At 58.9% G+C, this 26,047-nt stretch carries 13 protein-coding genes; all 13 read right to left on the bottom strand.

Annotated elements, in window-relative coordinates; all coding sequences use genetic code 11:
- Positions 1 to 296 precede the first annotated feature (296 nt).
- Complete coding sequence (gene cysC / locus BN69_RS12495) at positions 297 to 2,198, bottom strand: adenylyl-sulfate kinase (protein WP_014891982.1); 1,902 nt, start codon at positions 2,196 to 2,198, stop codon at positions 297 to 299.
- A complete protein-coding gene (gene cysD, locus BN69_RS12490) occupies positions 2,198 to 3,100 on the bottom strand; it encodes a sulfate adenylyltransferase subunit CysD (RefSeq protein ID WP_014891981.1) in 903 nt (300 codons plus the stop codon). The genes cysC and cysD overlap by 1 nt, the downstream gene beginning before the upstream one ends.
- Positions 3,101 to 3,214: 114 nt before the next feature.
- Positions 3,215 to 4,711, bottom strand: a complete 1,497-nt coding sequence (locus tag BN69_RS12485; RefSeq protein WP_014891980.1) for a TolC family outer membrane protein — start codon at positions 4,709 to 4,711, stop codon at positions 3,215 to 3,217.
- A 10-nt stretch (positions 4,712 to 4,721) separates the two neighbouring features.
- Complete coding sequence (locus BN69_RS12480; RefSeq protein ID WP_014891979.1) at positions 4,722 to 6,215, bottom strand: HlyD family type I secretion periplasmic adaptor subunit; 1,494 nt, start codon at positions 6,213 to 6,215, stop codon at positions 4,722 to 4,724.
- Positions 6,215 to 8,404 carry a type I secretion system permease/ATPase gene (locus BN69_RS12475; protein ID WP_014891978.1) on the bottom strand — a complete coding sequence of 730 codons (2,190 nt, stop codon included), beginning with the start codon at positions 8,402 to 8,404 and terminating at the stop codon, positions 6,215 to 6,217. The genes BN69_RS12480 and BN69_RS12475 overlap by 1 nt, the downstream gene beginning before the upstream one ends.
- A gap of 533 nt (positions 8,405 to 8,937) precedes the next feature.
- Positions 8,938 to 16,617 (bottom strand): DUF4214 domain-containing protein, encoded by a 7,680-nt coding sequence (locus tag BN69_RS18530; RefSeq protein ID WP_158491319.1) that lies wholly within the window; start codon positions 16,615 to 16,617, stop codon positions 8,938 to 8,940.
- Positions 16,618 to 16,779: 162 nt separating this feature from the next.
- The gene (locus BN69_RS18865; protein WP_014891976.1) at positions 16,780 to 17,949 is read right to left on the bottom strand and encodes a lysozyme inhibitor LprI family protein; all 1,170 of its coding nucleotides are present in this window, start codon (positions 17,947 to 17,949) and stop codon (positions 16,780 to 16,782) included.
- A gap of 306 nt (positions 17,950 to 18,255) precedes the next feature.
- Positions 18,256 to 19,950 carry an EF-hand domain-containing protein gene (locus tag BN69_RS12460; RefSeq protein ID WP_014891975.1) on the bottom strand — a complete coding sequence of 565 codons (1,695 nt, stop codon included), beginning with the start codon at positions 19,948 to 19,950 and terminating at the stop codon, positions 18,256 to 18,258.
- Complete coding sequence (locus BN69_RS12455; protein ID WP_014891974.1) at positions 19,950 to 20,864, bottom strand: hypothetical protein; 915 nt, start codon at positions 20,862 to 20,864, stop codon at positions 19,950 to 19,952. Before BN69_RS12455 ends, BN69_RS12460 begins: the two co-directional genes overlap by 1 nt.
- A complete protein-coding gene (locus BN69_RS12450) occupies positions 20,861 to 21,172 on the bottom strand; it encodes a hypothetical protein (RefSeq protein WP_014891973.1) in 312 nt (103 codons plus the stop codon). The genes BN69_RS12455 and BN69_RS12450 overlap by 4 nt, the downstream gene beginning before the upstream one ends.
- 350 nt (positions 21,173 to 21,522) lie before the next feature.
- Entirely contained in the window at positions 21,523 to 21,696 is a 174-nt protein-coding gene (locus tag BN69_RS19490; RefSeq protein ID WP_158491318.1) for a hypothetical protein, read from the bottom strand.
- Positions 21,697 to 21,785: 89 nt separating this feature from the next.
- On the bottom strand, positions 21,786 to 24,869 hold the full coding sequence (locus BN69_RS12445; RefSeq protein WP_014891972.1) for an efflux RND transporter permease subunit: 3,084 nt from the start codon (positions 24,867 to 24,869) through the stop codon (positions 21,786 to 21,788).
- Positions 24,870 to 24,885: 16 nt separating this feature from the next.
- Positions 24,886 to 26,028: an efflux RND transporter periplasmic adaptor subunit gene (locus BN69_RS12440; protein ID WP_198408151.1), complete on the bottom strand. Its 1,143-nt coding sequence runs from the start codon at positions 26,026 to 26,028 to the stop codon at positions 24,886 to 24,888.
- Positions 26,029 to 26,047: the final 19 nt, after the last annotated feature.

The following is a 26,047-nucleotide window of genomic DNA, read 5'->3' as shown; positions in this document are numbered from 1 at the left end:
TCCGGCGCCGGCCGGCCACGCGATCCCGATGTCAGGCTCGTCCCAGGCGACGCGGCGATCATACTGCGGCGAATGGAAGTTCGTCACCTTCTCGGCGACTTCCTAATCGGGCTCGAGCGCGACGACGCCATGCGCGAATCCGACGGACCGTCCCCGTCGCGCGTCAGGCGACGGCTTCTTCATCTTGCTCGGCCAGCACGCCGAGGCGCTCGCCCGATAGGCGCCCGAGCGGATCGCGCTTGCCGCCAAAGGTTTTGCGAAGTCCTGTAAACCGCTCGACCGGCCGCCTTGCGCCGCTATACGCTCAGCAAGTGGCGCGCCTCAAGATAGGCGATGATCTGGTCGGCGATGGCTTCGGCCGAGCGCTCGGCGGAACTGAGCCGTAACTCTGGGGATTCCGGCGTTTCGTACGGCTGATCGACGCCGGTGAAATTCTTGATCTCGCCGGCGAGCGCGCGCCTATACAATCCCTTGGGATCACGCTCCTTGCACACATCGAGCGGCGCATCGATGAAGATCTCGATGAATTCCTGTTCTCCGACGAGCGAGCGGACCATTCGCCGTTCGGCGCGGAAGGGCGAAATGAAGGCGCAAAGCACGATCAAGCCCGCTTCGACCATGAGTTTCGCGACTTCTCCCACCCGACGGATGTTTTCGACGCGATCCGCTTCGGTGAAGCCGAGGTCCTTGTTGAGGCCGTGCCGTACATTGTCGCCGTCGAGCAACAGCGTATGGGCGTGACGTTCGACAAGCTTCGCTTCGACGAGATTGGCGATCGTCGATTTTCCCGCGCCGGAAAGCCCGGTGAACCATAGGACCGCAGGCGTCTGATGTTTGAGACGCGCGCGCGTCGCCTTGGAGACGGATTGCTCCTGGAGATGGATATTCGTCGCGCGGCGCAGAGGAAAGGCGATGATCCCCGCGGCGGCGGTCGCATTGGTGAAGCGGTCGATCAGGATAAAAGCGCCCGTCGTGCGGTTTTCATCGTATGAATCAAAGACGACGGGCGCGGCGGTGGCGACGTTGCAAAAGCCGATCTCATTGAGGCTCAGCGTCTTGGCGGCGCTCTTTGCGCCAGTGTCGACGTCGAGCTTGTGCTTGATCTCCGTCACGCTCGCGGCGAGACACCGGCCGTTGATCTTGATCAGATAGGAACGGCCAGGCAGAAGGGCGTCGTCGCTCATCCAAATCAGATGCGCGGCGAATTGGTCGGCGACGTTCGGGCGCATTGTCGGATGGCAGAGAACGTCGCCGCGAGACGCGTCGATTTCATCGGCGAAGGTCACCATGACCGAGTCCGGCGCAGCGGCGCTGAACAGGTCTCCGCCCATCGCGACGATCCGCGCGATCTTGGTTTTCCGTCCCGAAGCGGCGGCCACGATTTCATCGCCGACCTGGAGGCGGCCGGAAGCGATGGCGCCGGCGAAGCCGCGGAAGGCGTCGCTTCGGCGATTGACCCATTGCACCGGCAGCCGCAGCGGCGCATCGGCGCCATCCGTCTCGACTTCGACGTTTTCGAGATAGGCCAGGAGACTGGGGCCGTCGCGCCACGGCATATTCGCCGAGCCGGCGACGACATTGTCCCCGTGGCGGGCGGAGATCGGGATCGCTTCGACGGCGCTAAAGGCGAGCGACGCCGCGACGCTTTCGAATTCGCCGACAATTCTTTCAAACACGGCTTGGTCGTAAGCAACAAGATCCATTTTGTTGACGGCGAGCACGATGTGCCGAACGCCAAGGAGAGAGACGATCGTCGCATGTCGCCGCGTCTGCGTCAGCAGACCCTTGCGGGCGTCGACGAGCAGTATGGCCAGTTCGGCGTTTGACGCTCCCGTCGCCATGTTGCGCGTATATTGCTCATGGCCGGGCGCGTCGGCCAGAATGAACGAACGCGCGGGGGTGGAGAAATAGCGGTAGGCGACGTCGATCGTGATGCCTTGCTCGCGTTCGGCCTCGAGTCCGTCGACCAGCAAGGCGAAATCAATCTCCCCGCCCAGAGCCCCATGCCGCAGCGAGTCGCTGCGCAGAGCGACAAGTTGATCGTCGAAGATCAGCCGACGTTCATAGAGAAGACGCCCGACGAGCGTCGACTTGCCGTCGTCGACCGATCCGCAGGTCAAGACCCGCAAAGTGGGTCGCGGCGGGTTCGGCTGGGCTGTCGAGAGGATGTCCGCATCTGCGATAAAGGGAGCGGTCATCAAAAATACCCCTCGCGCTTCTTTCGCTCCATGGACGCGGACTCATCGAAGTCGATCAGCCTGCCCTGACGTTCAGAGGTCGAGGCCTGTCGCATTTCCGCGATGATCGCCTCCAGCGTGTCCGCCTCCGATTCGATGGCGCCGGTCAATGGATAGCAGCCCAGCGTTCGAAAGCGCACGCGCCGCGATTCGACGACCTCATTCGGCGCCAGCGGAAACCGCTCATCGTCGACCATGACGTAAGCGCCGTTGCGGCGGACGATCGGCCGCTCCTTTGCGAGATACAGAGGCGCGACCGGGATGTTTTCCGCGGCGATGTAATCCCAGATGTCGATCTCGGTCCAATTCGACAGCGGAAAGATTCGCATGGTCTCGCCGGCGCCGAGGCGCGTGTTGAATATCCGCCAAAGCTCGGGGCGCTGACTCTTGGGATCCCAACCGTGGGAGGCGGTTCGATGCGAGAAGATTCGCTCCTTCGCCCGACTTTTCTCCTCGTCGCGGCGCGCGCCGCCCAACGCCGCGTCAAATCCGCCTTCGTTCAGCGCCTGCCTGAGCGCCTCGGTTTTCATGGCTTGCGTATAAGCGGATGAAGAGCACGTGAAGGGCGAGACGCCGCGCTTGAGCCCATCTTCATTTGTGTGAACGATCAGATCCATTCCGACGCGCGCCGCGGTTTGATCGCGGAACGCAATCATGTCGCGAAACTTCCACGTGGTGTCGACATGCAACAGCGCAAAGGGCGGCTTGGCCGGAAAAAAGGCCTTGAGCGCGAGATGCAACATCACGCTCGAATCCTTGCCGATCGAATAGAGCATCACCGGACGCTGGAATTCGGCCACGGCTTCTCGCAATATGAAAATTGCTTCGGCTTCGAGCCGGCGCAGATGCGGCGTAAGGGGCATTCCATCCGTATCTTTCAAATGCGGCATGACGCGCTCCCCGATTGCTCCCGGTTCGCAGCCCCCCATGCCCAGACCGCAGATCGATCGCGCAAGACAGGAGCCTTTCTTTGGCGCTTACGGGAAGAGGCGATCGGTTATTGACTGAGCTTCATTCTGCTGCTCCCCGGGAACGGAGACGCCGATCCACTTATGTTGAATTTGTTCCAGATGCGCCGACGGATCGTAAGGCATGACGTCGAGGTCGAGAGTCGCATATGAGAGGCGCCCGATCGCCGCAAGCGCCGCATAGGAGCCGACAACCCTATCCCGTTGCGCCGTCACAAGATTCACGCGAGCAGTCAGCAGCGCCTGTTGCGCGTTCAGCACGTCGAGCGTCGTGCGTTGTCCGAACGCGGCTTCGTCTCTGACCCCGCGCAGCGCCACCTCGGCGGCCTTGACGGCTTTCATGTTGAATGAAACGGCGGCCTTCGCCGTCGTGAATTGGCTGAAGCCCTGAATGACCGCCGCCCTGACGGAATTCTTGACGACGTCGGCGTGAATACGCGCCTGACCGAGCTGCTCTTTCGCCTGCCGTATGGCCGAATATTCGCCGCCGCCTTGATAAAGCGGCACGTTCAATTGGCCAAACACCTGTGCGCCAAACTGCCTGGTTTTTGGATAGCCAAAATATGAATCGAATTGTTGAATGACTTGAGCGCCGACCGACGCCGTCGGCAGGATCGCGCTTTCCGCAATTTTGACGGCCGATTCTCCGGCATCGATCTGGTGAACGGCGGCGACGATGGACGGGTGATCGACGAGAGCGACCGCAATTGCGTCGTCGCGGCTTTCTGGAAGAAGCGCCTCGAGCGAGGGCGCCGGCTGCAGCAGCTTTGGCTCCTCGCCGATCGTTTGACGATAGACCGAGGCGCTATTTTCAAGGGCGCCGAACGCGGCGGCCAGATCGGCTTGCGATTGGGCGAGCGCGGCTTCGGCTTGAGCGACGTCGGTGCGGGTCACTTCGCCGAAATCGAAGCGATCTATTGTCACCCGCAACTGTTCGCGCAGAACGCCGATGTTATTCTTCTTGAGACGAACGACAGCGGCGTCGCGCAGCACATTCATATACGCGGTCGCGCCCTTTAAGAGCGCCTGCTGCTCGGCGTCACGAAGAACCGCCCGCGAGGCCAATACGCCGGATTCCGCTTGACCTAGACTCGCGCTCGCCTTGCCGCCATCCAACACGGGCAGCTGAAAAGCGAAGGTCGCATTCAGCGGCTTGCCCGAATATTTGTCGCTCTGATATTGTCTGCTGCTGAACTGATCAATCCCGGCCGGAGCGCGGATCAGCGTTCTCTGCGGCCCCCCCGTTGCGGATATGCTGGCTTTTGGCCGCGCGTAGGAATAGGCCTTTGAGACCTCTTCATCATGCACGCGAACATTCGCTCGCTGTTCGTCGATTTCGGGGTTTGTCGTGTAAACCTTCTCTAACGCGCCGTGTATCGTATCTCCATGCGCCTGCGCCGGCGCATAAAATATACCGCACGCAATCCAGGCCAGAAGAAAATGTCGCCGGCGCGGCTGATCGCTCGGCGCGCATGCGCATATTGGCGTTTTTCCAAGCCTGCACATCGAGCTAAAACTACCTTTCCTTCATCGCGCGAGACGCCACTTCGAGCAGTGGAGAAAACAAATATTCAAGAATGCGGCGCCGTCCGGTCTTTATCTCTACGGTGACGCCCATGCCTGGAGACAATGGAACGTCGACGCCATCGATGTTCATCGTCGAACGCTGCGCGCGAAGGGTCACCGGAAAGACGAGATTCTGGGTGCGTTGCGCGCCGCCGAAGTAGTTATTCTTGGCGGGCCGCGCCGGATTGCCTTCGAGCGCTTGAGCGTCAGGCTCGGGTATCGCGTCATGCGCAACACGCGTCACCATCGCGTCAAGCGAGCCATAGCGCGTGAAGGGAAATGATTCGACCTTCACCACGGCCGGCTGGTCCTTCTTTACAAATCCGATATCCTTGTTCTGCACATAGCATTCGATCTCAAGATCGGCGTCATCCGGCACGATCCGCATGAGTTCTTCGCCCGTCGCAAGAACCTGATTTCTTGTGGTGACCGACAGGCCAAAGACGGTCCCGGAGATTGGGCTCCTAATCGTCATATGTTCGGTTTTCTCGTGCGCCTTCTTATGCCTTTGTTCAAAATCATCGATCTGACGCTCAGCTTCGCCCAGCCTTTGTTCGTTCTCAGCGACAAATGCGTCCACTTGCTTTGCTCGTTCTTGCCGCAGCACGCGGCTCGCGGCCTGAGCTTCCGTGAGCTGCCCTTGCTGGGTCGCAAGGTTGGTTTGCTGGACCTGCAGCGCCTCGATCGAATCGATGACCGCCGCCCTCGGCGTCGATCCGCGGGCGAGCAGCCCCTTCCTCATAACGACGCGCTCTTTGAGAGTCGCGAGCAGCGATTCCTGACTCGCGATCGTATTCTTGAGGCGCTTCTGCTCCTCTTCCTTTTGTTCGAGCTGCGCATCGATGCTCTTCAACGAACTCAGAAGCTGTCTTAAATCGCCTCTGAGGATGCGACCTTCGCGCTCCCTGAGCTGGTCTGGAATTTCCGCCGGCCAGTCAACGGCTATTTCCTTGTCGTAGGAATTATTGGCGATCGCGTTCAAAGCGGCTTTCCGGCGCGCTTTCTCCGCGACATAGGCCAAATAGACGATCGAGGATCCCCTTTCGTCCGCGACTGCTTCCGCCGGATCGAGCTCCACCAAGACCTCTCCGGCAGTGACATGCCGCCCGTTCTCTGCATGGATCGCGACGACGCGGCCGGTCTCGAGCGGTTGGATGGTTTTTACGCGGCCGGCCGGCTGAATTTTCCCCTGCGCAATTGCGATGATGTCGATATGGCCAAAATACATCCACGTCAGCGCGACGCTCAACAGCAAACAGATCGCCCAGAGCAGACCAATATGCACAGGCGACGGCGGCGTTTCCAGAATCGAGATGGCCGCCGGAAGAAACTCTCCGTCGGAACGCGCCCACTTCACGAGCGCGAGCCGTTCCGCCGCAGCGCGGAGACGAGGCAGACCGTCAGCGCTTGGCTCCGACAGATTGCTTCCCCTCTTTAGACGCATCAAACGTTTTCCAAATCGTTCTGAAGAGACCAGAGGTGAGCGTAAAGACCGTTGGGATTGCGGATGAGTTCATCATGCGCACCCATCTCTTGAATGCGCCCGTCGCTGAGACTGATGATTCTGTCGCATCTCCGGACGGCCTGCAGACGATGAGCGATGATGATAACAGTGCGGCTCTTGACGATCTCGAACATGTTTTTCTGGATGATGCGTTCGCTTTCGTAGTCCAGGGCGCTGGTCGCTTCATCGAAGATGAGGATCCGAGGATTGATCGCAAGCGCGCGCGCAATCGCGATTCTCTGTCGCTGTCCGCCGGAAAGATTGCTTCCCCGTTCCTCCACCATCGTGTCGTAGCCATTGGCGAGCCGACTGATGAACTCATCCGCTCCGGACATTCTCGCCGCGGCCACGACTTGAGCCCGAGACATCGCAGGATTGGCGAGCGCGATATTATCGTGAAGACTGCGGTTGAAGAGCAGATTCTCTTGCAGCACGACGCCGATCTGCGAGCGAAGCCACGCCGGGTTGACCTGCATAATGTCAGCGCCATCGACAAGAATCTGTCCCTCTTCAGGCGCATAAAAGCGCTGAATCAATTTTGCGAGGGTTGACTTGCCTGATCCGGAGCGTCCGACCACTCCGATGACTTCTCCCGGCTTTATTGTAAACGAGATGTTTTTCAATATCTCGGGCGAGCCTGGCCGATAGCGGAAGGTGACGTTCCTGAACTCGATCTCGCCCTTCGCCGGCGGCAAACTCCCATGCGCCAGATTTAACGGCTCCATGGGCGCATTCAGGATATCGCCCAGACGCTCGATGGAGATCTGCACCTGCTGGAAATCTTGCCAGATTTGCGAGAGCCGCAAGATGGGCTGCGCGACTTGCGCGGAAATCATGTTAAACGCGACGAGCTCGCCGACAGACAACTCGCCGTCGATAACCGCCTTGGCGCCAAACAGCAGCAGCAGCGCGTTCGTGAGCTTGCTGATGTATTGAATCGCCGACTGGCCCCCCGCCCCCAGCAATCCGGTATCGAATGATTTCGATACATATGAAGCAAGCTTCTCCTCCCATTGCGTTTGCATCGAGGGCTCGACAGCGGTCGACTTGATCGTCTGCACGCCAACGACCGCTTCCACCAACATCTGCTGGCTCTCGGCGCCGCGGTTGAACTTCTCCTTGATCATTTCCTGGAGGATCGGCCGAATGAACGCCGCGACGATAAGGTAAAGCGGTATCGACGCGATGACGATCAGGGTTAGTTTCCAGGAGTAGGCCCAAAGAACCGCGAGAAAGACGATGGTGAAAAAGATGTCCAAGAGCGAGAACAGCCCCTGGCCCGTCAAGAAAGCGCGAATCGTCTCGAGCTCTCTTACGCGCGCCACCGTCTGCCCGGCGGATCGCGTCTCGAAATACGCCATCGGCAGATGGAAGAGATGAAAGAACAGGCGGCGCCCGAGTTCGACGTCAATCCGATTGGTCGTATGCGACAGCGCATAAGTGCGCAAATACTGAAGCACAACGTCGAAAACGCCGATAACCGCCAATCCGCCGATCAAAACGAAGAGCGTATCATAGCCCCTGTGGCTGAGGACCTTGTCGATGACGACCTGGAAGAACAGCGGCGTCACCAGCGCAAAGATCTGCACGAAGAACGATGCGACGAGGACGTGAAGCAGCGGCCGACGATAGCGCCAAATCGAAGGAAGAAACCAGCGAAGACTAAAATGCTTGGGCTCGACGCCGGCGCCGCCGAGTCTACGAGAAACAAGAATGACCGCGTCGAGCGCCTCATGAATTTGATCTAAGGGAAGGTTACGATCCGAGCGCGTGATCGGATCGACGAGGCGATAATCGCCGGCCGGCATTTTGCCGCCAAAGACTTCAAATCGACCAGCGCGCGTTCGAACGATCGCAGGCGAAGGGAGGGCGGCAAGCCTTTGCTTATGTATGGGACGAATTACGCGCGCTTTGAGTCCGATAAGAGCGGCGGCTCGCACGAGGTCTTCGCAACTGACGCTCTTTCCGTGAAGCGCGAGTTCCCGCCGGATCTGATCAGGGCTCGCGACAATGCGATAATAGGCGGCGATCCCGCAAAGGCCTTGCAAACCGGAGTCTTCATAGCGCCCCGACTGTTCATGGGGCTTTCCGTCGGTCGGCGCGGGTTCATCCGTCACGGCGTCGTGCATTTTCAGCCGAACCTTAAACCTATGATCCGCTTCCGGTTATTCCCTCCGGCCTCACATGTAAAGAGACTTCGCCTACGCATGTCATACCTCTTGAACCGACCTGATGACGGGAAGGCTTTTGAAGGCGCCGAAAAGCCTTGCGCATGATCCACGCAGGATGGCGACAGCCTAGATGAGTCACAGAGAAAGCCGAGAGGACCGCTTAGGACTGATATCCTGCATCCGACGCGGCGCGCTGCGGCCGCGACTCCAAGCCGCCCTAACTCGCGCGATCAGATTGCTTGATGACAATGGGCGGCCTCGCATAGACCATGCAAGCTTAATCGCCGCATTTGGTCAGTCGCTCCCCCAGAACCGACTCCTGCTCTTCGCAAAAGTCGTTCATGTCGCCCATGAGAGCAGGTTCCGAAAAAGTTGACAGACTTTTTTGATTAGAACCTGCTCCAACGTTTTGATTTGGAGCGATTCCTTATCGATCACATGATTCCATGTGATCAGGAAGGGCTCTAGAGCTTCGCCGGCGTCTCCTCTGATTACACGAATTGCACCTGCGACGGAGTCAGACTCGACAGAGCGACGTTCTGGAGCGTGATGGTGTTATTCGCGTCGAGCGTGATGAGCGTATCTGCGTTTTGTTGAGATGAAGCGGCAAGAAGATGCGACCAATCCGCAAAGATCGCATGGTCAAATTGCAGCGTGTCCGACGCGTCGAAACCGGAGATCACATCCGTCCCGAACCCTGGATGGAAAACGAAATTGTTGTTGTTGCCATTCTCCGTGATCGTTGAGGACCCGAGCAGGGTAATGTCATTATTTGAACCGTTGATCGTATCGGTGTCGCCGGCGGCGATGTTGACCTTGCCGCCACTGATGTTGATCGTATTCGTATGATTCTCCGTGCCATAGATCGGGAATGGCCACCCCCAGACCCAGTACCAGCCGATTACGACAGTGCTAATGACGCCGCCCGCGACGTTCACTGTCGAACCGCCGGCGGCGTTGACGACGTTGTCTTGACCCGCGACCGACAAAGTCGCATTTACGTCGGTCGCGAGCTTATTGGCTGATCCGGTGACAGTTGCGCTGGCGGAGGCGTCGATGGTGACGTTTCCGGAGCTCACGGTCAGTTGATTGCCGGTCCCTATCACGGCGACCGGATCATCGGAGCCATTGACCGTGACATTTGTGTTCGATTTGAGGGTGATGGCGTTTCCGCTGCTCGAGACCGTTCCGCCAGATCCATTTTCGAAAATCACGGGCGTCGAAGCCGTGTTGACCGTCGCGCCGGTATTCGTCACGGCGATCGCCGTGACGCCGACGCCGCCAAGACTGGCGTGATCGATTGCGCGCGCAACCGAATCAAGAAAATCCGCCCTTGAAATCGTCCCGGCGGTCAGCATGCCGGCCCAGGTTTGAGACTCCGTCGACGTCGGCGCTCGGCCATAGACGTTGGTAAAGACGAGATTGACGAAGGCGGCGTCGGTCGTCGTTCCGTATTTCGTCGTGAATTCCGAAGATGCGATGAGTTCGCCGGCGATCTGCACCTCCGTCGCCGATCCGTTGAGAATCCGCGGCAGCTGCGCGGCGATTTCAGCGCCGGTCATGGTCCGCTTTAACGCAGCATAATAGAGTTGCCCCAGAATATCCGTCGCAACCTGCTTGTCGGTCGTGTGATCGATAGAAACGAGTTGCCCGCCGCTCAGCGTGTTGTTTGTCGTCTCATGGACGTTGCCGTCGGCGAGATGTTCGGAACTTTCCGACAGGGCGACGGCGATGTCGGCGCGCGTAACCGTCCCCGCCTTGAGCTGAGAGAGATATTTATTCAGCTCCGCGAGCGTAGCATAGCGGCCAAGAGCGTTCTGGGACATCTGTTCAATGAATTCGGCGTCCGTTAGAGCGCCATATTTGCCGATAAATTCCGTCGGCGGCGGCGTGTTCCCGATGACGACCGTCGCCGGCGGAGCCGCCAAATAGGCCTTGTTCGTCATGACATCGGCAGCGAGCTTATTGAGATTGAACTCCGCGCCAGCGCCGCTCGTCGTAATATAGTCGGCGAGAAACTGCTTTTCGCTCTCGGTCATGTCGCGATTGAGAAGCGTGTCATACATCCGCTCGGCCATCGCGACGAATTTTTGCTCGGACGCAACGTCAATGGTAATCGACTTGGCCCCGCCGCCGTTGTAGGTGCTGAATGTGTATCCATACAGGCTAAAGGTCGATGTCGGGCTTTCATTCCAGACCCAGGTGTCCACTCCATTCTCGTCGATCGAATGCGACGCATAAGCGCCCAGATATCCCGAACTGAGACCGAGGAGGTTAATCGAATAGCTGTCTGGGGACGTTACGTACCAAGCATAGCTTCCGTTGGAGTTTGGAACGTAGACCTTCGTGCTCGTGACGTCGACGCCCTTGACCGCTAGGCCAACGGTCGGGATCGGGTTGCCATAAACGTAAAGCGGAGGACCCTGTTGCCATCCGATCCCCGTGCCGGTTTCATGGGAGGTGACGATCAATCCATCTGCGCTCGTGGTCGTCGTGACGGTCGTCGTCAAGCTCGAATTCGCATAGCTCAAGGAGAGCGTATCGGTTTTGGCGCCGTCGGCCGCAATCGTGATCGTCTCGTTAACGTCTGGGACCGCCCCGTACCCCCTCGTCACAATATTCGTCGTCAAGCCATTCGCGCTCGTGGCCGCAATGGTCTGATCCTTGATCGTTCCGTCGGCGTAGGCGTTGGTGATCGTGCGCGTGCTGCTGCCGTCGGCGTGCAGCGCGGTGACGTCGTTCTGCGTCTCGAGAGATGTTCCGCGACCATTCACATCGATCTTCGACACCTTGGTCAGACCGTTGGCGCTCACCGTCGTCACCGTCCGGTCGCGCAAAATCCCCGCGGCGCCGTAATCGGCGACGGTGATCGTTTGGCTGCCGTCGACGTTCAGCGCAGTCGTCTGGCTCCGGCTCAAATCCACCACGCCGTCGCCGTTCGAATCGATCGAAATCGTCTTTGACAACTGGTCGTCGCTCAGCGTCGTGCTGATTTTTGAGGTCAACGCGCCAGCGGCGGTCGTGTCCCAGACGATGTCGGAGGTCGAGCCGTCGGCGTTACGCGATTTGGTTTCAAAATGATCGAAGACGCCGTCGCCGTTCGTGTCGCGCTGAAGGCCCTGCGTCAGGCCGTCATGGCTCGTCGTCAAAACGTCCTTCTGGCGCAGCGTCCCGTCCATGTTCAGATTGATAAGCGTCTCGACCCGGCTGCCGTCGACACTGGTCGTCGTCGTATCCGTCACGTCGAACCGCCCGTCGCCATTGACGTCGGTTTGGGTCGTCTTCGACAGGCCGCTGGCGCTCGTCGACGTGACGACCTTGGTCTTGAGCGCGCCGCCCGACGTCGCCGACACGGAGACCGTCTCCGTCGTCGAGCCGTCGGCGTTCAGAACGATCGTATCCGTCGCATAAGAATTGAGCGTCTCATAGCCGTTCACGCCCGTACGTTCCGTCGTCACGATCAGTCCGTTCGCGCTGACGGTCTTCACGATCCGCTCGACGACGCCGCCGCCCGTGGTTCCGTTGTAGTCCGTGTAGGTCTCCACGCGGCTCCCGTCGCTGTTGAGGACGGTGACGTCAGTTTCCGTGCGGTCGTCAGCTCCATCGCCATTATTGTCATAGGCGATGGTCTTCGCGAGCCCAGTGGCGCTGGTCGTCGTGACGCGCTTGCTCTGCAGCGCGCCTTCTCTGGACAGGTCCGTGAGCGTGTCGATGACGTCGCCATTGGCCTGGAGGACGGTGGTTTCCGTCTGATCGGTTATTCCGTCGCCATTGACGTCTCGGCTGATCGAGGTGGTTTTGCCGTCAGAACTCGTCGTCGTGACGGACTTGCCCCGGAGCGCACCATTGGCGTTCGTCTCCGAATACGTCTGCGTCTGCGAACCGTCGGCGTTCAGCGCGGCGATTTCCGCGGCCGTCGTGTCCCATATTCCGTCGCCGTTGATGTCCGTCTGGACAGTCTTCGAGAGCCCATTCGCGCTCGTCGAGATGACTGTCCGGGCGCGCGTCGAGCCATTCGCGTTCAGGTCGGTGACCGTCTCGCTCGTGCTTCCGTCGGCGTTGAGGACGGTCACATCCGTCCGAGTCACGTCCCACACGCCGTCGCCGTTGACGTCGGTTTGCGTTCGCCCCGACAGGCCATTGGCGCTTGTCTGCACGACCGTTTTGTCCCGCAGCGAGCCATTGGGATTGTAATTGACGACCGTATCGACCGTGTAGCCGTCCGCGCCGACCGCAATCGTCTCGACGCTGTCGTTTTGCCCGTCGCCGTTGAGGTCGCTGGAGATCGTCTTCGACCGGCCGTCTGCGCTCGCCGAAATTGAAATCTTGTCCCTCAGCGTTCCGTCGCCATTCTTGTCCGTAATGGTCTCCACTCGGCTGCCGTTGGCGTTCAGCGTGGTGACGTCGGTGCGGATTCGGTCGACGCTCCCATTGCCGTCGAGATCCACGGAGGTGGTGACCGACAGCCCGTCGTCGCTGGTCACGATGACCGTTTGATCGCGCTTCGTCCCGTTGGCGTTGAAGTCAGCGACGGTTTCGCTCGTGCTTCCATCGGCGTTGAGCACGGTCACATCCGTCGTCGTCACGTCGTTCACGCCGTCGCCGTCGACGTCGGATTGCGTCGTGACGGACAGGCCCGTGGCGTTGATTGTCGCGACGACCTTTGACCGCAGCGAACCATTGGCGTTCTTGGTCAGCACCGTTTGGGTGCGACTGCCGTCGGCGTTCAGCACGGTCGTGTCCGTAACCGTCGTGTCCCACACGCTGTCGCCGTTCACGTCGCTCTGCACGGTCTTCGACAGGCCCGTGGCGTTGACGGTTGAAACTGTCCGGGCGCGCAAGGTTCCGTTCGGATTGAATTCCGCGACCGTGTCGGTCGTGACGCCGTTCGTCGCGGTCGCGACGCTCTCTGTGACATCCGTCACGCCGTCGCCGTTCAAATCCGTGGTCGTGGTCACCGTCTTGTGGTCGGCGCTGGTCGACACGACCGTTTTCGCGCGCAATGACGCATTGCCGTTCGTCTGCGTGATCGTCTCCGTGCGGCTGCCGTTGGCGTTGACCACCGTCACATCGGCAATCGTCCGGTCGATCGTTCCATTGCCGTCGATGTCCAGCTGCGTCGAGACATTCAGCCCGTTCGCGCTCGTCGTCGTGATCGTTTTGTCTTTCAGCGCGCCGTTGTTCGCCTTGTTGGCGGTCGTCTGGGTGGACGAGCCGTCGGCGTTCTTTACCGTCGTCTCCGTCGTGATCAGATCGATGATGGCGTCGCCATTGGCGTCGACCTGGCTGGTTCGCGTCAGCCCGTCGGCGCTCGTCGAGACGATCGACTTGTCGATGATGCTGCCGTTGCTGTTGTAGGTGGTCGTCGTATCGACGCTCGAGCCATTCGCCGCGACGACGATGGTTTCGACGCTGTCCCAGATCGCGTCGCCGTTCTGATCGATCTGGATGGTCCTCGACCGGCCGTCCGCCGCCTTGGCGATCACCGTCTTGTCGCGCTTGGAGCCATCCGCGTTTAAATCCGTGACGGTCTGCGTCCGGCCGCCGTCGGCGTTGATCGTCGTGACGTCCGTGGTGGTCACGTCCCAGACGCCGTCGCCATTGACGTCCGACTGGGTCGTCCGCGACAGATTGTCGGCCGAAAGCAGGGTTTTCGTCTGATCGCGGAGCGAGGCGTTTCCATTATTGTTCGTGGTCGTGGTCGTGTAGGAGCCGTCGGCGTTCTTCACGACGACTTCCGTGGTCGTCAGATCGGTCGTCGCATTGCCGTCGAGATCGAAGACCGTCGTCTTCGAAAGTCCGTCGGCGCTGGTGGTCTTCACCCATGCGTCGCGCAGCGAGCCATTGGCGTTCGTTTCCCTGACCGTCTCCGTGCGGCTGCCGTCCGCGTTGACCACGATGACCTCGTTCGTGGTTAAATCGAAAACGGCGTCGCCGTTGACATCCGTCTTCGTCTGGCTTGTCAGCCCGTTTGCGCTCGTGGTCACGATCGTTTTGTCGATCAGCGACCCGTTGACGTTGAGATTCGAGACCGTGTTGGTGCGTGAGCCGTCGGCGGCCACGACGATCGTCTCGACGCGGGTCCAGGCGCCGCCGCCATCCGGGTCGGTCTGGATCGTGATCGACTTTCCGTCTGCGCTGGTCGTCGTCGCCCGGCGGGCCAGAACCGCGCCGCCCGCTGTCTTGTCGGTCACCGTCTCGGTCTTCGAGCCATTGGCGTTGACCACCGTAACGGAGGTCTGGATCTGGTCGATCACCCCGTCGCCATCGAGATCGACCGACAGCGTCTTGGTCTTGCCGTCGGCCGAGGTGGTCAGAATGCGCTCGCTGGCGACGCTTCCATCCGCGTTGAGCGACTTATTGTCGATGGTCTTCGAGCCGTCGGCGTTTTGCGTCGTCGTGGAGCGCAGGGCGGCGCCCGCGGCGTCATAGACGAGCGTGACCGTCGCCGCCGTTCCCGTCGTTCCATTGGTGCGCGTGAAACTCGTCTGGCCGTCGATCGACGAGCCGTCGGCGAAGGCGCGGGTGGTCTGGTCCTCGATGAGATTGATCGAGGCGATCCCCGCCTGCGCCAGCGTCTGCAGCGTCCGCGTGCCGTCGGCGTTGCTGACGATCAGCTTGAACTGCGAGAACTTCGCGTCGCTGGCGCTGAGCTTGCCGTCATGGTCGGTGTCGAACACGTCGCGCAGCGCCTGCATGTCGGAGGTCGCCGTCGGGTCCCATTGCGTGAAGTCGATTTCGTTCTGCTGGTCGATCTTCCCGTCATTGTTGGCGTCATAGGCCAAAAGCGCGTCGCCCGAAGCGGCCCAGGCGGTCAGATGCTGATAGCCGTCGCCCGCCATGTCGAAAAAAGTGTTCGATGACGTCACCGGCGTCAGCTGCACGCCGTCGCCGTTCAAATCGAGCGCGACGGGAAAGATGCTGCTGAAGAAATCGCCGATGCCGCCGAAAATGTTGCCGAAGAATTTGCCGACGCTCGAAAACACACTCTTCACATCCGAGACGAAATTATTCACCCATCCCCGCGCCTGGCGGCCGAGGTCGCCGATGCTGTTGAAGCCGACCCCGCTCTCCGACCCGCCGCCATAAGAGGGCAAATGGAAGCCCGCCCCGTAGCCGGGGAGATTGATGTTGGCCTGCCCCGAATCGCCGAAGTTCGCGCCGAACATCAAGCCGTTCGGGACAAAGCCCAGCGAATAATTGGCCGATCCGAGGAGATTCCCCAGCGCGCTGGTCGTGTCGTCGAAGAGACCGCCCAGCCCGCTCGTCGCATCGCCGAAGAGACCGCTTCCGAAGGCGGGCGTGACCGAGTTGCCCGCCGAGACGGAGAAACTACTCCCGTTTCCTGGCAGATTGCCGTCGCCGTAACCATTGCCGAAGGACGAACTCCCTGGGCCGGTCACGTCGAGCTGGGATCTGGAAAAGCCGTTGGATCCGCCCGAATAGGGGTAGAATTGTCCAGAGGGGAGAAATTCAACACTTCCCGATATCGGCCGCGTGTAATCTAAAAAACGAGCGATCGCCGCAGGGTCGAACCCAGATACTGAGTTGAGCTGCTGGCCACCCAGATTAAGGTTCTCAAATACCGCCGCGCCCCTGCTGATAAGCGACCAGTCGTCGCGCCCGCGGCCGTCTCCCAACTGCGTTGCCCACGCGGTCTTCAAGTCCGATAAAGTCTCTCCTGACTTGCCAAAGGCAGCCGTGAAACGATCGAGATTACCGGACCGATTTTGGAGCGATGAAATTACAGCGATAGCCCGGGCGAAATCCGGGGAGTTTTGATTGAAAACGCCCGTGGAATGATTACTAAGAAATCTATTGATGTTGGGCAGAGCTCCCTTCTCAAGCCATCTATGTTGCGCATCACTAATTATGGAGCTAACTTGATCAGCTAAAGGACTATCCGGCCCAAAGAGTTTGTCATTCAATAAAGATTTGGCCTCACGCCAACTTTGGTGCAAATCCGGGAAATTACGATTCGCATCTGGACGCATAACCGAAAATTTGCTCAAAAACAACTGCTGTTCATTGTTTATCAAGCCGTTAGAGAGACCTAACTGCAGAATTTGTTCATATGCCTCCCGAGCGATCGGATTATTTCCAATATCTAATTGGACGCGCCCAAAGGAAAACCCAGAATGATTTCCTCCATATCTACCACGCTGATTCATCGGAGGCTCGTGACCGAATTCTGCGTCAGGAACAGGATACGATACTGTATTTTTCTTAGCGCCCTCAGTCGCTGTCAGGATCGCGAAAAGCTGATTTATTGTAAGTATATACGTCATGAGAGCATCTCCGAAAGAATATGTTGGATGTTTTATAGTAAAATTCTACTGCAGGATATATTCCTTTTTTATGATCTTGTTTAAGGTTGAATATGGTAACTCGCACTGACACATGCATTCTCCGAATCCGCCAAAGGCATAATCCCCGTAATAAATCTCTGCAGCCGAATTTGTAAAACTCCAGGATTCCAGATCGCGTGTCCTATCTGAAAGTTCCCCCCGCTCATCGTCGCTTAGATTCTCCCTAACCGATGACTTTTCTCCCGTGGACTCACGTTTATCTTTTTGCTCTTTTACTTGTGGCGCGCAAAGCTGCAATATTTCCGTTGCGCCGGCCTCATCAAATAAATCATTAAAATTTAAAACACGCCCGGAATTAACATCAAATGCCCTATTTACTGAATAGCGGAACGGATGCGCTTGACCAATATAGTTTTCATATGCGACGCCAATAGAGGCAATGTTCGCAGAGAGATAACTTAACTGCACCGACAGGTCCACAAAAAGTTCCGCTCCCCGCATCAGAGATGCATCGACATCACGCAAGTTTGAATCACCAATAGCTCTTTGTATATGTTCATCGATAAACCTGTTTGCGTCCGCCATCCACGCCGCGCCGGGACGAAAATGAAAGGCTTCAATAGTCAGTCTAGCCTGGCCCTTCGCGGCCGGAACGCGCATGAAAAAGGGCCTTCCCGCAACCAAGTGGCCGCCGCTCCCTGAGGCTGCGCGCCCCGCCAAATAGGTCTCCCTTAGCTTGGTGTCTTCAATCAAGCATTTTATAAATGGCGCGGTCTCACGTTGTTCTTCACATGAGTTGTTACGCCATTGGATCCAGTCAGTTTGAGATTGCTTTAAAGCCGACCGTTCCTTTGCTGTAAGCTCTTCTCGCAAGCGATTGTACGCGAGACCCAACAACTCATCGGCAGCGCGAGCTTCTGTATCGGCGCAAATCGCTTTATCCGCTCGGGTTTGCGCAAGCGCGCAATCAATTGCCCTGGCAGGCGCAGCAGAACAAAATAAAGAAATAGCCAAGACGCATGCGCTTATCCCCGCTGCCAGATAGTTTCGCTTATTGTGATCCAAGATATTTTCTTCTTTTAAGAATTCATGGCGTCGAGCGAGACTCCTTTTAACCTCTCTGCTCGGAAACTCCTCGCCGGCCGTCATGACGATCGCCAGCGTCGATTCACTTGTCGAGGAAGACATGACCATGCTCTCGCGCGTCGTTTACGCTTCGCGGTCGCGATCGGCGACCGGGCGAGCCAATTTCCGCCGCCGCGAGGGATGCGCAAGCAGTGCAACTGCAATCGAGATTCTTCCGGAGCCGCCGCGCTTTAGCATCAAAAAATTCCTTCGGAGGCGCTCAATGGATTTCGGCCTCACCAGGCCGAAACGCTAGCGGAGCTATTGCTACAGTCAAGCGCAAATCGCGACGCGTGCATCCTAAACTGTTCGCCCGCCGTCAGATTTTTGTCATGCACTCTAAAGAGAAGTCTGTTTTTTATGGGTTTAATATCGTCACGCGGCGTTCAGATAAGTAAATCGGGATTTTTTCACCCTCGTTTGGGAATTACACTGATTAAGCCTGCCCGCCGTCCCGTCGATCGGCGTCGCGACTGTAGAGCCGTCGGCGTTGCTGACGATCAGCTTGAACTGCGAGAACTTCGCGTCGCTGGCGCTGAGCTTGCCGTCATGGTTGGTGTCGAACACGTCGCGCAGCGCCTGCATGTCGGAGGTCGCCGTCGGGTCCCATTGCGTGAAGTCGATTTCGTTCTGCTGGTCGATCTTCCCGTCATTGTTGGCGTCATAGGCCAAAAGCGCGTCGCCCGGAGCGGCCCAGGCGGTCAAATGCTGATAGCCGTCGCCCGCCATGTCGAAATAAGTGTTCGACGACGTCACCGGCGTCAGCTGCACGCCGTCGCCGTTCAAATCGAGCGCCACGGGAAAGATGCTGCTGAAGAAATCGCCGATGCCGCCGAAAATATTGTCAAAGAAATTGCCGACGCTCGAAAAGACGCTCTTCACATCCGACCAGAGTCCCCCGAACATGCGGCCGAGGTCGCCGAGGCTGTTGAAGCCGATTCCGCTCTCCGACCCGCCGCCATCGAAGGGCAGCACAGGCTTTCCGAAGTCGGGCAAATTGATATTCTGCCCCTGATAGCCAAAGTTCGCGTTGAACACGAAGCCGTTGTCGACAAAGCCCAGTGAATAATTGCCCGAACCGAGGAGATTCCCCAGCGCGCTCGTCGCGTCGCCGAAGAGACCGCTCAGCCCGCTCGTCGCGTCGCCGAAGAGACCGCTTCCGAAGCCGGTTGTGACCGAGTTGCCCGCCGAGACGGAAAAACCCGTTCCGTTTCCTGGCAGATTGCCGTCGCCGTAATCATTGCCGAAGGAGGAGTTCCCCGGACGCGTCACGTCGAGTTGGGATTTGGAGGCGCCGTTAGAACCTGCCTTGCCGTCCTCAAGGAATTGAACTGAGCCGTTTATTGGGACGTCCGCAAAAGAATAGTTTTGACCAGTGCGAGCCGATGTATCAATTAATGTTCCCTGGAATGGATAAAACGGCGGCTGGAATGGAATGGCGCCCGCTTCAACGGCTGTGTCGAGGATTTCGCCGCCTCTCGCTAGGTATTGGATAAAGCCGATAGTGTTGCGTTGCACCCATGTGCCCCACTGAGTGCCAATCCCGTCCTGAAAACTATGTTTGCCGACCTGCTCGATGCCGTAACACCAAGGATGCTCCTGGATGTAGCGAAATTCCTGATTGGCTTTCGTATAATCTCCCGTGGCGGCGCCAGCAGCCAACGCATCTTTCAACGGCTGACCGGCTGTCCAAGCCTCAAGGCCGACTTTCCCTCCTGAGAACTTTTCGAAAACGCTCCTGTGATATTCGGCAATAATATTCGAGTCCAAATTCAGACCGGACTTGCCGATTTTTACCTCGTCTTGACGCACCTTCAAATCTTCGCGCATCAATTCAATACCAACTCTATTCATCAAATCGGGAGTGACGCTGATTCCACGCTCGCGAAAAGCGGTTTCCATGTAATTATTCGCGACGTAACCAGATAGTGTGTGACCTGTCACGACATCACGCGCTAGACCCGCGTAGCCGTCGCCGAAGCTCGCTAGATAAGAATAATAGCCATGTCGATCGCCCGCTCTCGCATAGGCGTCGAGCATAACAATGTCCGTACGATTGAGCGCCGTCATCACAATTGTCCTTCATTCAGTTCGCCAACTTCGAATGTGTCCAAAAGCCGATCAAGCTTCAGCTTGATCTCCGGCCACATCGGCATGAATATTCGTGGGAACCTGGCTTTAATTACAGCGTCCAGGCGCGCATAGCGGAAAAACATCTGGCATTCGGGGCGACGATTCCATCCCGAGTCTTCCGTGTGATCCTTGATTTCTTCCGCCTGACACTCGAACCAGAGATCGATCGGCTTTCTGTCGACATAGTAGTAATCGACGGCCTCTCCCCCCCCCAGCTCGGTCTTGTAGCGGCTCATATCTCCGATGACGCCGATGCGCTTCAAATTGAACTTGTCCGGCTTTGGGCCAACAGTCAGGTGGCTTGATTTCAAAGACACACTATCGGGATCAAGAGAAATCCGTTGTCTGCCATAGAACATTTCCTGAAGCGCTTGAACCTTTTCAGCCTCGCCACCCTGCACTTTTACTTCGGAATCCAGCCTCACAACCATCTTTGTCGTGTCGAGCCCTCGATTCCAGATGTGTCGATCGGTCGGATGCAGAACCGTGAAATCCGGCAGATCCACGCCGATGCTAAACCCATGCACATAGACGTCCCGATAGTTCGGATCTGGATATCCGCGCCCCAAGGCGGGCACGCACCCGACATCGGCCCATGTCACATATTCGGCGGGCACGCGCAGGCGGACGCGCCAGCCGGGCGGGTCCATCAGCCAGCGCAGTTCGAGAAAACGACGCCCGTCCGGATCATTGACGAAGCGTTCGTTAGGGATGCAATCGTCGCCGGCCGCAGCAGCCACTGCGCCAGCGAGGAAGAGAATGCCGGAAAGCAAGGATGTGAGCGAAGCCGAGCGCACGCGAATCCGCGCGAAAAAGCCCAGGAGCGGAATTTTACGAATGAGAGCGATCAAAGCGAGCGCTCCCGCGGCCGCCTATCGCCGGCGCCGCCGCTGACGCTCGCCAGCAGATGCGCCTTGTGTTTTGAAACCACTTCCCAAGCGTCCGGCCAATACCAGGCGAATTGCACGCAAGGGTCATCTTTCGAAATCGGGCACGGCGCGTCGACCTTCCCGACAGCGAACATGTAGTCCTCATAGAGGAAAACGAGCGTTCCCTTAGGGTCGGCGAGAATCTCGGAAGGGATTACGATATTCGGAATCCGCGCCTTTATCGCCTGCGCCAAACCCGCATTGCTCGGAAACTCCTCGCCGGCCGTCATGCGATCGCCCGCGTCGATTCACTTGTCGAGGAGGACATGACTGTTCTCTCGCGCGTCGTTTTCGTTTCGAGGCCGCAAATCGGCGACCGGGCGAACTAATTCAGCCGCCGCGAGGGATGCGCAAGCAGTGCAACTGCAATCGATATTCTTCCGGAGCCGCCGCGCTTTAGCATCAAAAAATTCCTTCGGAGGCGCTCAATGGATTTCGGCCTCACCAGGCCGCAACGCTAGCGGAGCTATTGCTACAGTCAAGCGCAAATCGCGACGAGTGCATGCTAAACTGTTCGCCCGCCGTCAGATTTTTGTCACGCACTCTCAAGAGAAGTCTGTTTTTTATGGGTTTAATATCGTCAAGCCGCTTTCAGATAGATAAATCGGGAGTTTTTCCCGCTCAATACAGAATTATACAGATTAACCCTGCCCGCGGTCCCGTCGATCGGCGTCGCGACCATGGAGCCGTCGGGGTCAGCGGCGTTTTCGCTGGCGAGCGATAAGTCGGGGCATTCGATCTTGAGCCAGAACATCGCGCCGGATCGGTAACAAGGATCAGGTCTCCGAAGCCGCGCGCACAACGCGTCCATGGATCGGCTTTAGCAACGATCTACGACCGCACTCATGAATGCGCTGGCGACACGAGATCGAGCGCGGCCTTCTTGCGCGACCCCGAATGGTCCGCCGCGAGGACGAGATAGACCGCGGGCAGAACAAACAGCGTGAACAAGGTGCCGATGGAAAGGCCCGAGGCGATCACCAGACCCATGTTGAAGCGCGACGCCGCGCCCGCGCCCGTCGCCATGATGAGCGGGAAGACGCCGAGCACCATCGCCGCGGTGGTCATAAGGATCGGACGCAGGCGAATGGACGTGGCCTGCAGGATCGCTTCCCGTTTCGACAGGCCGCCATGTTGCAATTCATTGGCGAATTCCACGATCAGGATGCCGTGCTTGCTGATCAGGCCCATCAACGTCACGAGGCCGACCTGGGTGTAGATATTGATGCTCGCGCCGCCAAAGCCGAGCATGATGAACACCAGCGCGCCGGCGATCGACATCGGGACGGATACGAGAATGATCAGCGGATCGCGGAAGCTCTCGAATTGCGCGGCCAGCGCCAGAAAGATGATGATGAGGGCGAAGCCGAACGTCACCGCGAAGCCGCTCGACTCCTGAATGAACTGACGCGAGGGTCCGGCGTAGTCGATCGTATAGGTCGCGGGCAATGTTTGGCGCGCGATCTCTTTGAGCGTGTCGAGCGCCTCGCCGGCGATGACGCCAGGGGCGGCCACGCCCGAAATCGTCACCGAATTGATCTGCTGGAAATGATTGAGCGACTCGGGAACGATGGCGGTTTGGAGCTTGGCGACGGTCGAAAGCGGCGCCAAGGAGCCGTCCGCCGTCTTGATGTAATAATTCAAGATCTGATCCGGATTCAGTCGAAACCGCTGGGCGACCTGCGGAATGACTTTGTACGAACGGCCGGCGAGCCCGAAATATTGCGTATAGCCGCCGCTGAGCGCGGTGGTGAGCGCGCCGCCGACGTCGATCATTCTCAGGCCGAGTTGCGCGGTCTTTTCGCGGTCGATGACGAGCGACAACTGCGGCTGATCAATCTTGAGGTCGGTGTCGAGGAACATGAACTTTCCCGTCGCAAGCGCCTTCGACAGGAATTCGCGGGAGATGCCGTCCATCTTCTCGAACGGGTCGGTGCTCTGGAAGACGAATTGAATCGGCAAGCCCATCGAGCCGGGGAGCGGCGGCGGCTGGAAGGCGACGAAGCGCACGCCAGCGACGGCGCTCAGCTCCTGCTGGAGCATCTGCTGCAACTGCTCCGCCCCGACCTTGCGCTCATCCGCGGGCTTGAGCACGACGCCGGACAGATTCGCCGCCGGCGAATTGATCTGGAACACGCTGTCGGTCTCTGAATGCTTGGCGATGATTTTATATGCCTGATCGGCGTAGTACAGCTTTTGTTGGAGAGTGGCGTTGGGCGCCGGAGTCGCCTGCGCCAGAATGATGCCCTGATCCTCGTTTGGCGCGAGTTCGCTCTTGGCGCTGGCGTAGAGCCAATAGATGCTCGAAAGCACCAGCCCGCCGAAGACGAGCGTCACCGGGACGTAATTGAGGGAAGAGTCCAGCAGGCGGTGATAGCGATCCCGGACGGCGTCCATCCGCGCGTCGATATAGCCGACGATGCGCGACTCAAGCGTCTCCTCGCCTCGCTTCGGGGGCTTGAGCGCGAGAGCGCAACTCACCGGCGACAGAGTGAGCGCGACGACGCCCGACACGGTGACCGCCGCCGCCAGAGTGAAAGCGAATTCGACGAAAAGCGCGCCGGTGAGGCCGCCCTGGAAGCCGATCGGCACATAGACGGCGATCAGCACGATCGTCATGGCGATAATCGGCCCGGCGAGTTCCCGCGCCGCCAGCAGCGCGGCGTCGACAGGCGTCAGACCTTCGCCGAGATGCCGGTTGACGTTTTCGACGACAATGATGGCGTCGTCGACCACAAGGCCGATCGCCAGCACCAGCGCCAGCAGCGTCAGCAGATTGATCGAGAAGCCGAGAGCGAGGAGAAAGGTCAGCGAGCCGATGAGCGAAAGCGGGATCGCCATGATCGGGATCAGCACCGAGCGCCATGATCCCAAAAACACGAAGACGACGGCGGTGACGATGAGAACCGCTTCGACGAGCGTGTGAATCACCTCGTCGATGGAGCTGTTCACGAAATTCGTCGTGTCGTAGACAATCTCGCTGTTCAAGCCTTGCGGCAGCGCTTTGACGATGTCGGGATAGGCGTCTTTGACGCCTTTGACGACGTCGAGCAAATTTGCGTTGGGCGCCACGAGAATGCCGATATAGACCGCCTGCTTGCCGTCGAACGAGACCGAGGATTCATAATCGTCCGCGCCGAGCGTGACATTGGCGACGTCGCGCAGCTTCACATTGGCGCCGTTCGCCTGCTTGACGACGAGGTTGCGAAACTCCTCGAGCGAATGGAGCGACGTCGCCGCCGAGAGATTGACCTGAACCCATTGGCCCTTGGTCGAGCCGAGGCCGGCGATATAGTCATTGCTCTGGAGAGACGCCGCCACCTCGCTGGCGGTGAGTCCATAGGCGGCGAGCTTCACCGGATCGAGCCAGGCTCTGAGCGCAAAGGTCTTGCCGCCGATCAGCTCCGCCGTCTGCACGCCCGGCACCGATTGCAGACGCGGCTGCACGACGCGGATGAGATAGTCGGTCACCTGGCTCGGGGTGAGAATGTCGCTGTTGAAGCCAATATACATGGCGTCGGTCGTTTGGCCGATCTTGACGGTGATGACGGGACGCTGCACGGCCTGCGGCAATTGGTTGAGCACCGAATCGATCTTGGTGCTGATCTCGGTAAGCGCCTTGCCGGAATCATAGTTCAGCCGCAGATTGGCGGTGATCGTGCTCACCCCGATCTGACTCGTCGAGGTGAGATAGTCGATGCCGTTCGCCTGCGCGATGGCGTTTTCGAGCGGCGTCGTGACGAAACCGGCGACGGTCGCCGGATCGGCGCCAAAATAGGCCGTCGTCACCGTGACAACGGCGTTTTGCGTGCGCGGATATTGCAGCACGGAGAGAGTCGCCAGCGAGCGCAGGCCAAGCACCAGGATCAGCAGGCTCAACACGCTGGCGAGCACCGGGCGGCGCACGAAAATGTCAGTGAAACGCATTTTGCGAAATCTCCGCTCACTGATCCACGGGCTTGGGATAGGCGTCGACCGGCGGCGGCGGCTCTTGCGAAATGGCGAGCGGCGCGCCGTTGCGCAGCTTGACCTGACCCGCCGTCACGACCGTCGCGCCTTCCGGCACCCCTTCGAGCACCGAGACTTCGTCGCCGCGCGTTTCGCCGAGCCGAACGAAGGCCTGATGCGCGATAAGCCCGGAGCCTTGCGGCGCCTTCTTATCGGCGCTCTCCTCGCTTTTTTGCGCAAGGAACACCGAATTGCCGAAAGGCGCATAGACGATCGCCGTTTGCGGCAGCGTGATGAGGCGCTGAGGCTTGCCGGTCGCGATTTCCACCGAGGCGAACATGCCGGGACGCAGCTTGCGCTCGCCATTGGCGAGGCTCGCGCGGATCTGCACGTTGCGGCTTGCGAGATCCACCTTGGAGCTGATCGCGTCGATCTTGCCCGTAAAGCTGTGGCCCGGAAAGGCGTCGACGGTCGCGGCGATCGTTTGTCCGACCGAAACGCCATTCAAATCCTGCTGAGGCAGGACAAAGTCGAGGAAAATCGGATCGAGCGCCTGCAAGGTGACGATCACCGTTCCGGCGCCGATATATTGGCCAAGATCGATCTGGCGGATGCCGAGCCGTCCGGCAAAGGGCGCGAGAAGAGTCTTTTGCGCGATCACCGCCTCCTGCTGCACGACCTGGGCGTTGGCGCTTCTCAGATTGGCGACGTCCGAATCCACCGTCGCCTGGCTCACGGCCTTGATTTTGAGTTGCGACTGGTCGCGGCGCAGGTTGATGGCGTTGAGCTCCGCCGTGGCTTTCAACGCTTCGAGCCGGGCATTGTCCGTATCCTTGCGCAGCTCGAGGAGAACTTGTCCCGCTTCGACGTCCTGGCCCGACTGGAAGTGGATCTTCTCAACGATGCCGGAGGTTTCGAGCGCGAGGTCCGCGCCATTGACGGCGCGGAACGTGCCGATCGCTGAAAACTTCGGGCGCCATTCGCGATAGGCGGCCGTCGTCACCGACACGGTCTGCGGCGGATTGGCCATGGAGGCGAGGAACCGCCCGATCATCATCGAGCGGAAGCTGACGAAGCCGTAAAGGGCTGCGAACACGAGAGCGACGCTCGCCAGCATGATCATCATGGGCTTGAACATCGGTCCGAGACGGTCTTGC

The organism is Methylocystis sp. SC2 (genome assembly GCF_000304315.1).
GTDB lineage: Bacteria > Pseudomonadota > Alphaproteobacteria > Rhizobiales > Beijerinckiaceae > Methylocystis.
The sequence above is the reverse complement of the archived record's forward strand: the minus strand, read 5'-3'. Positions and strand labels throughout refer to the sequence as shown.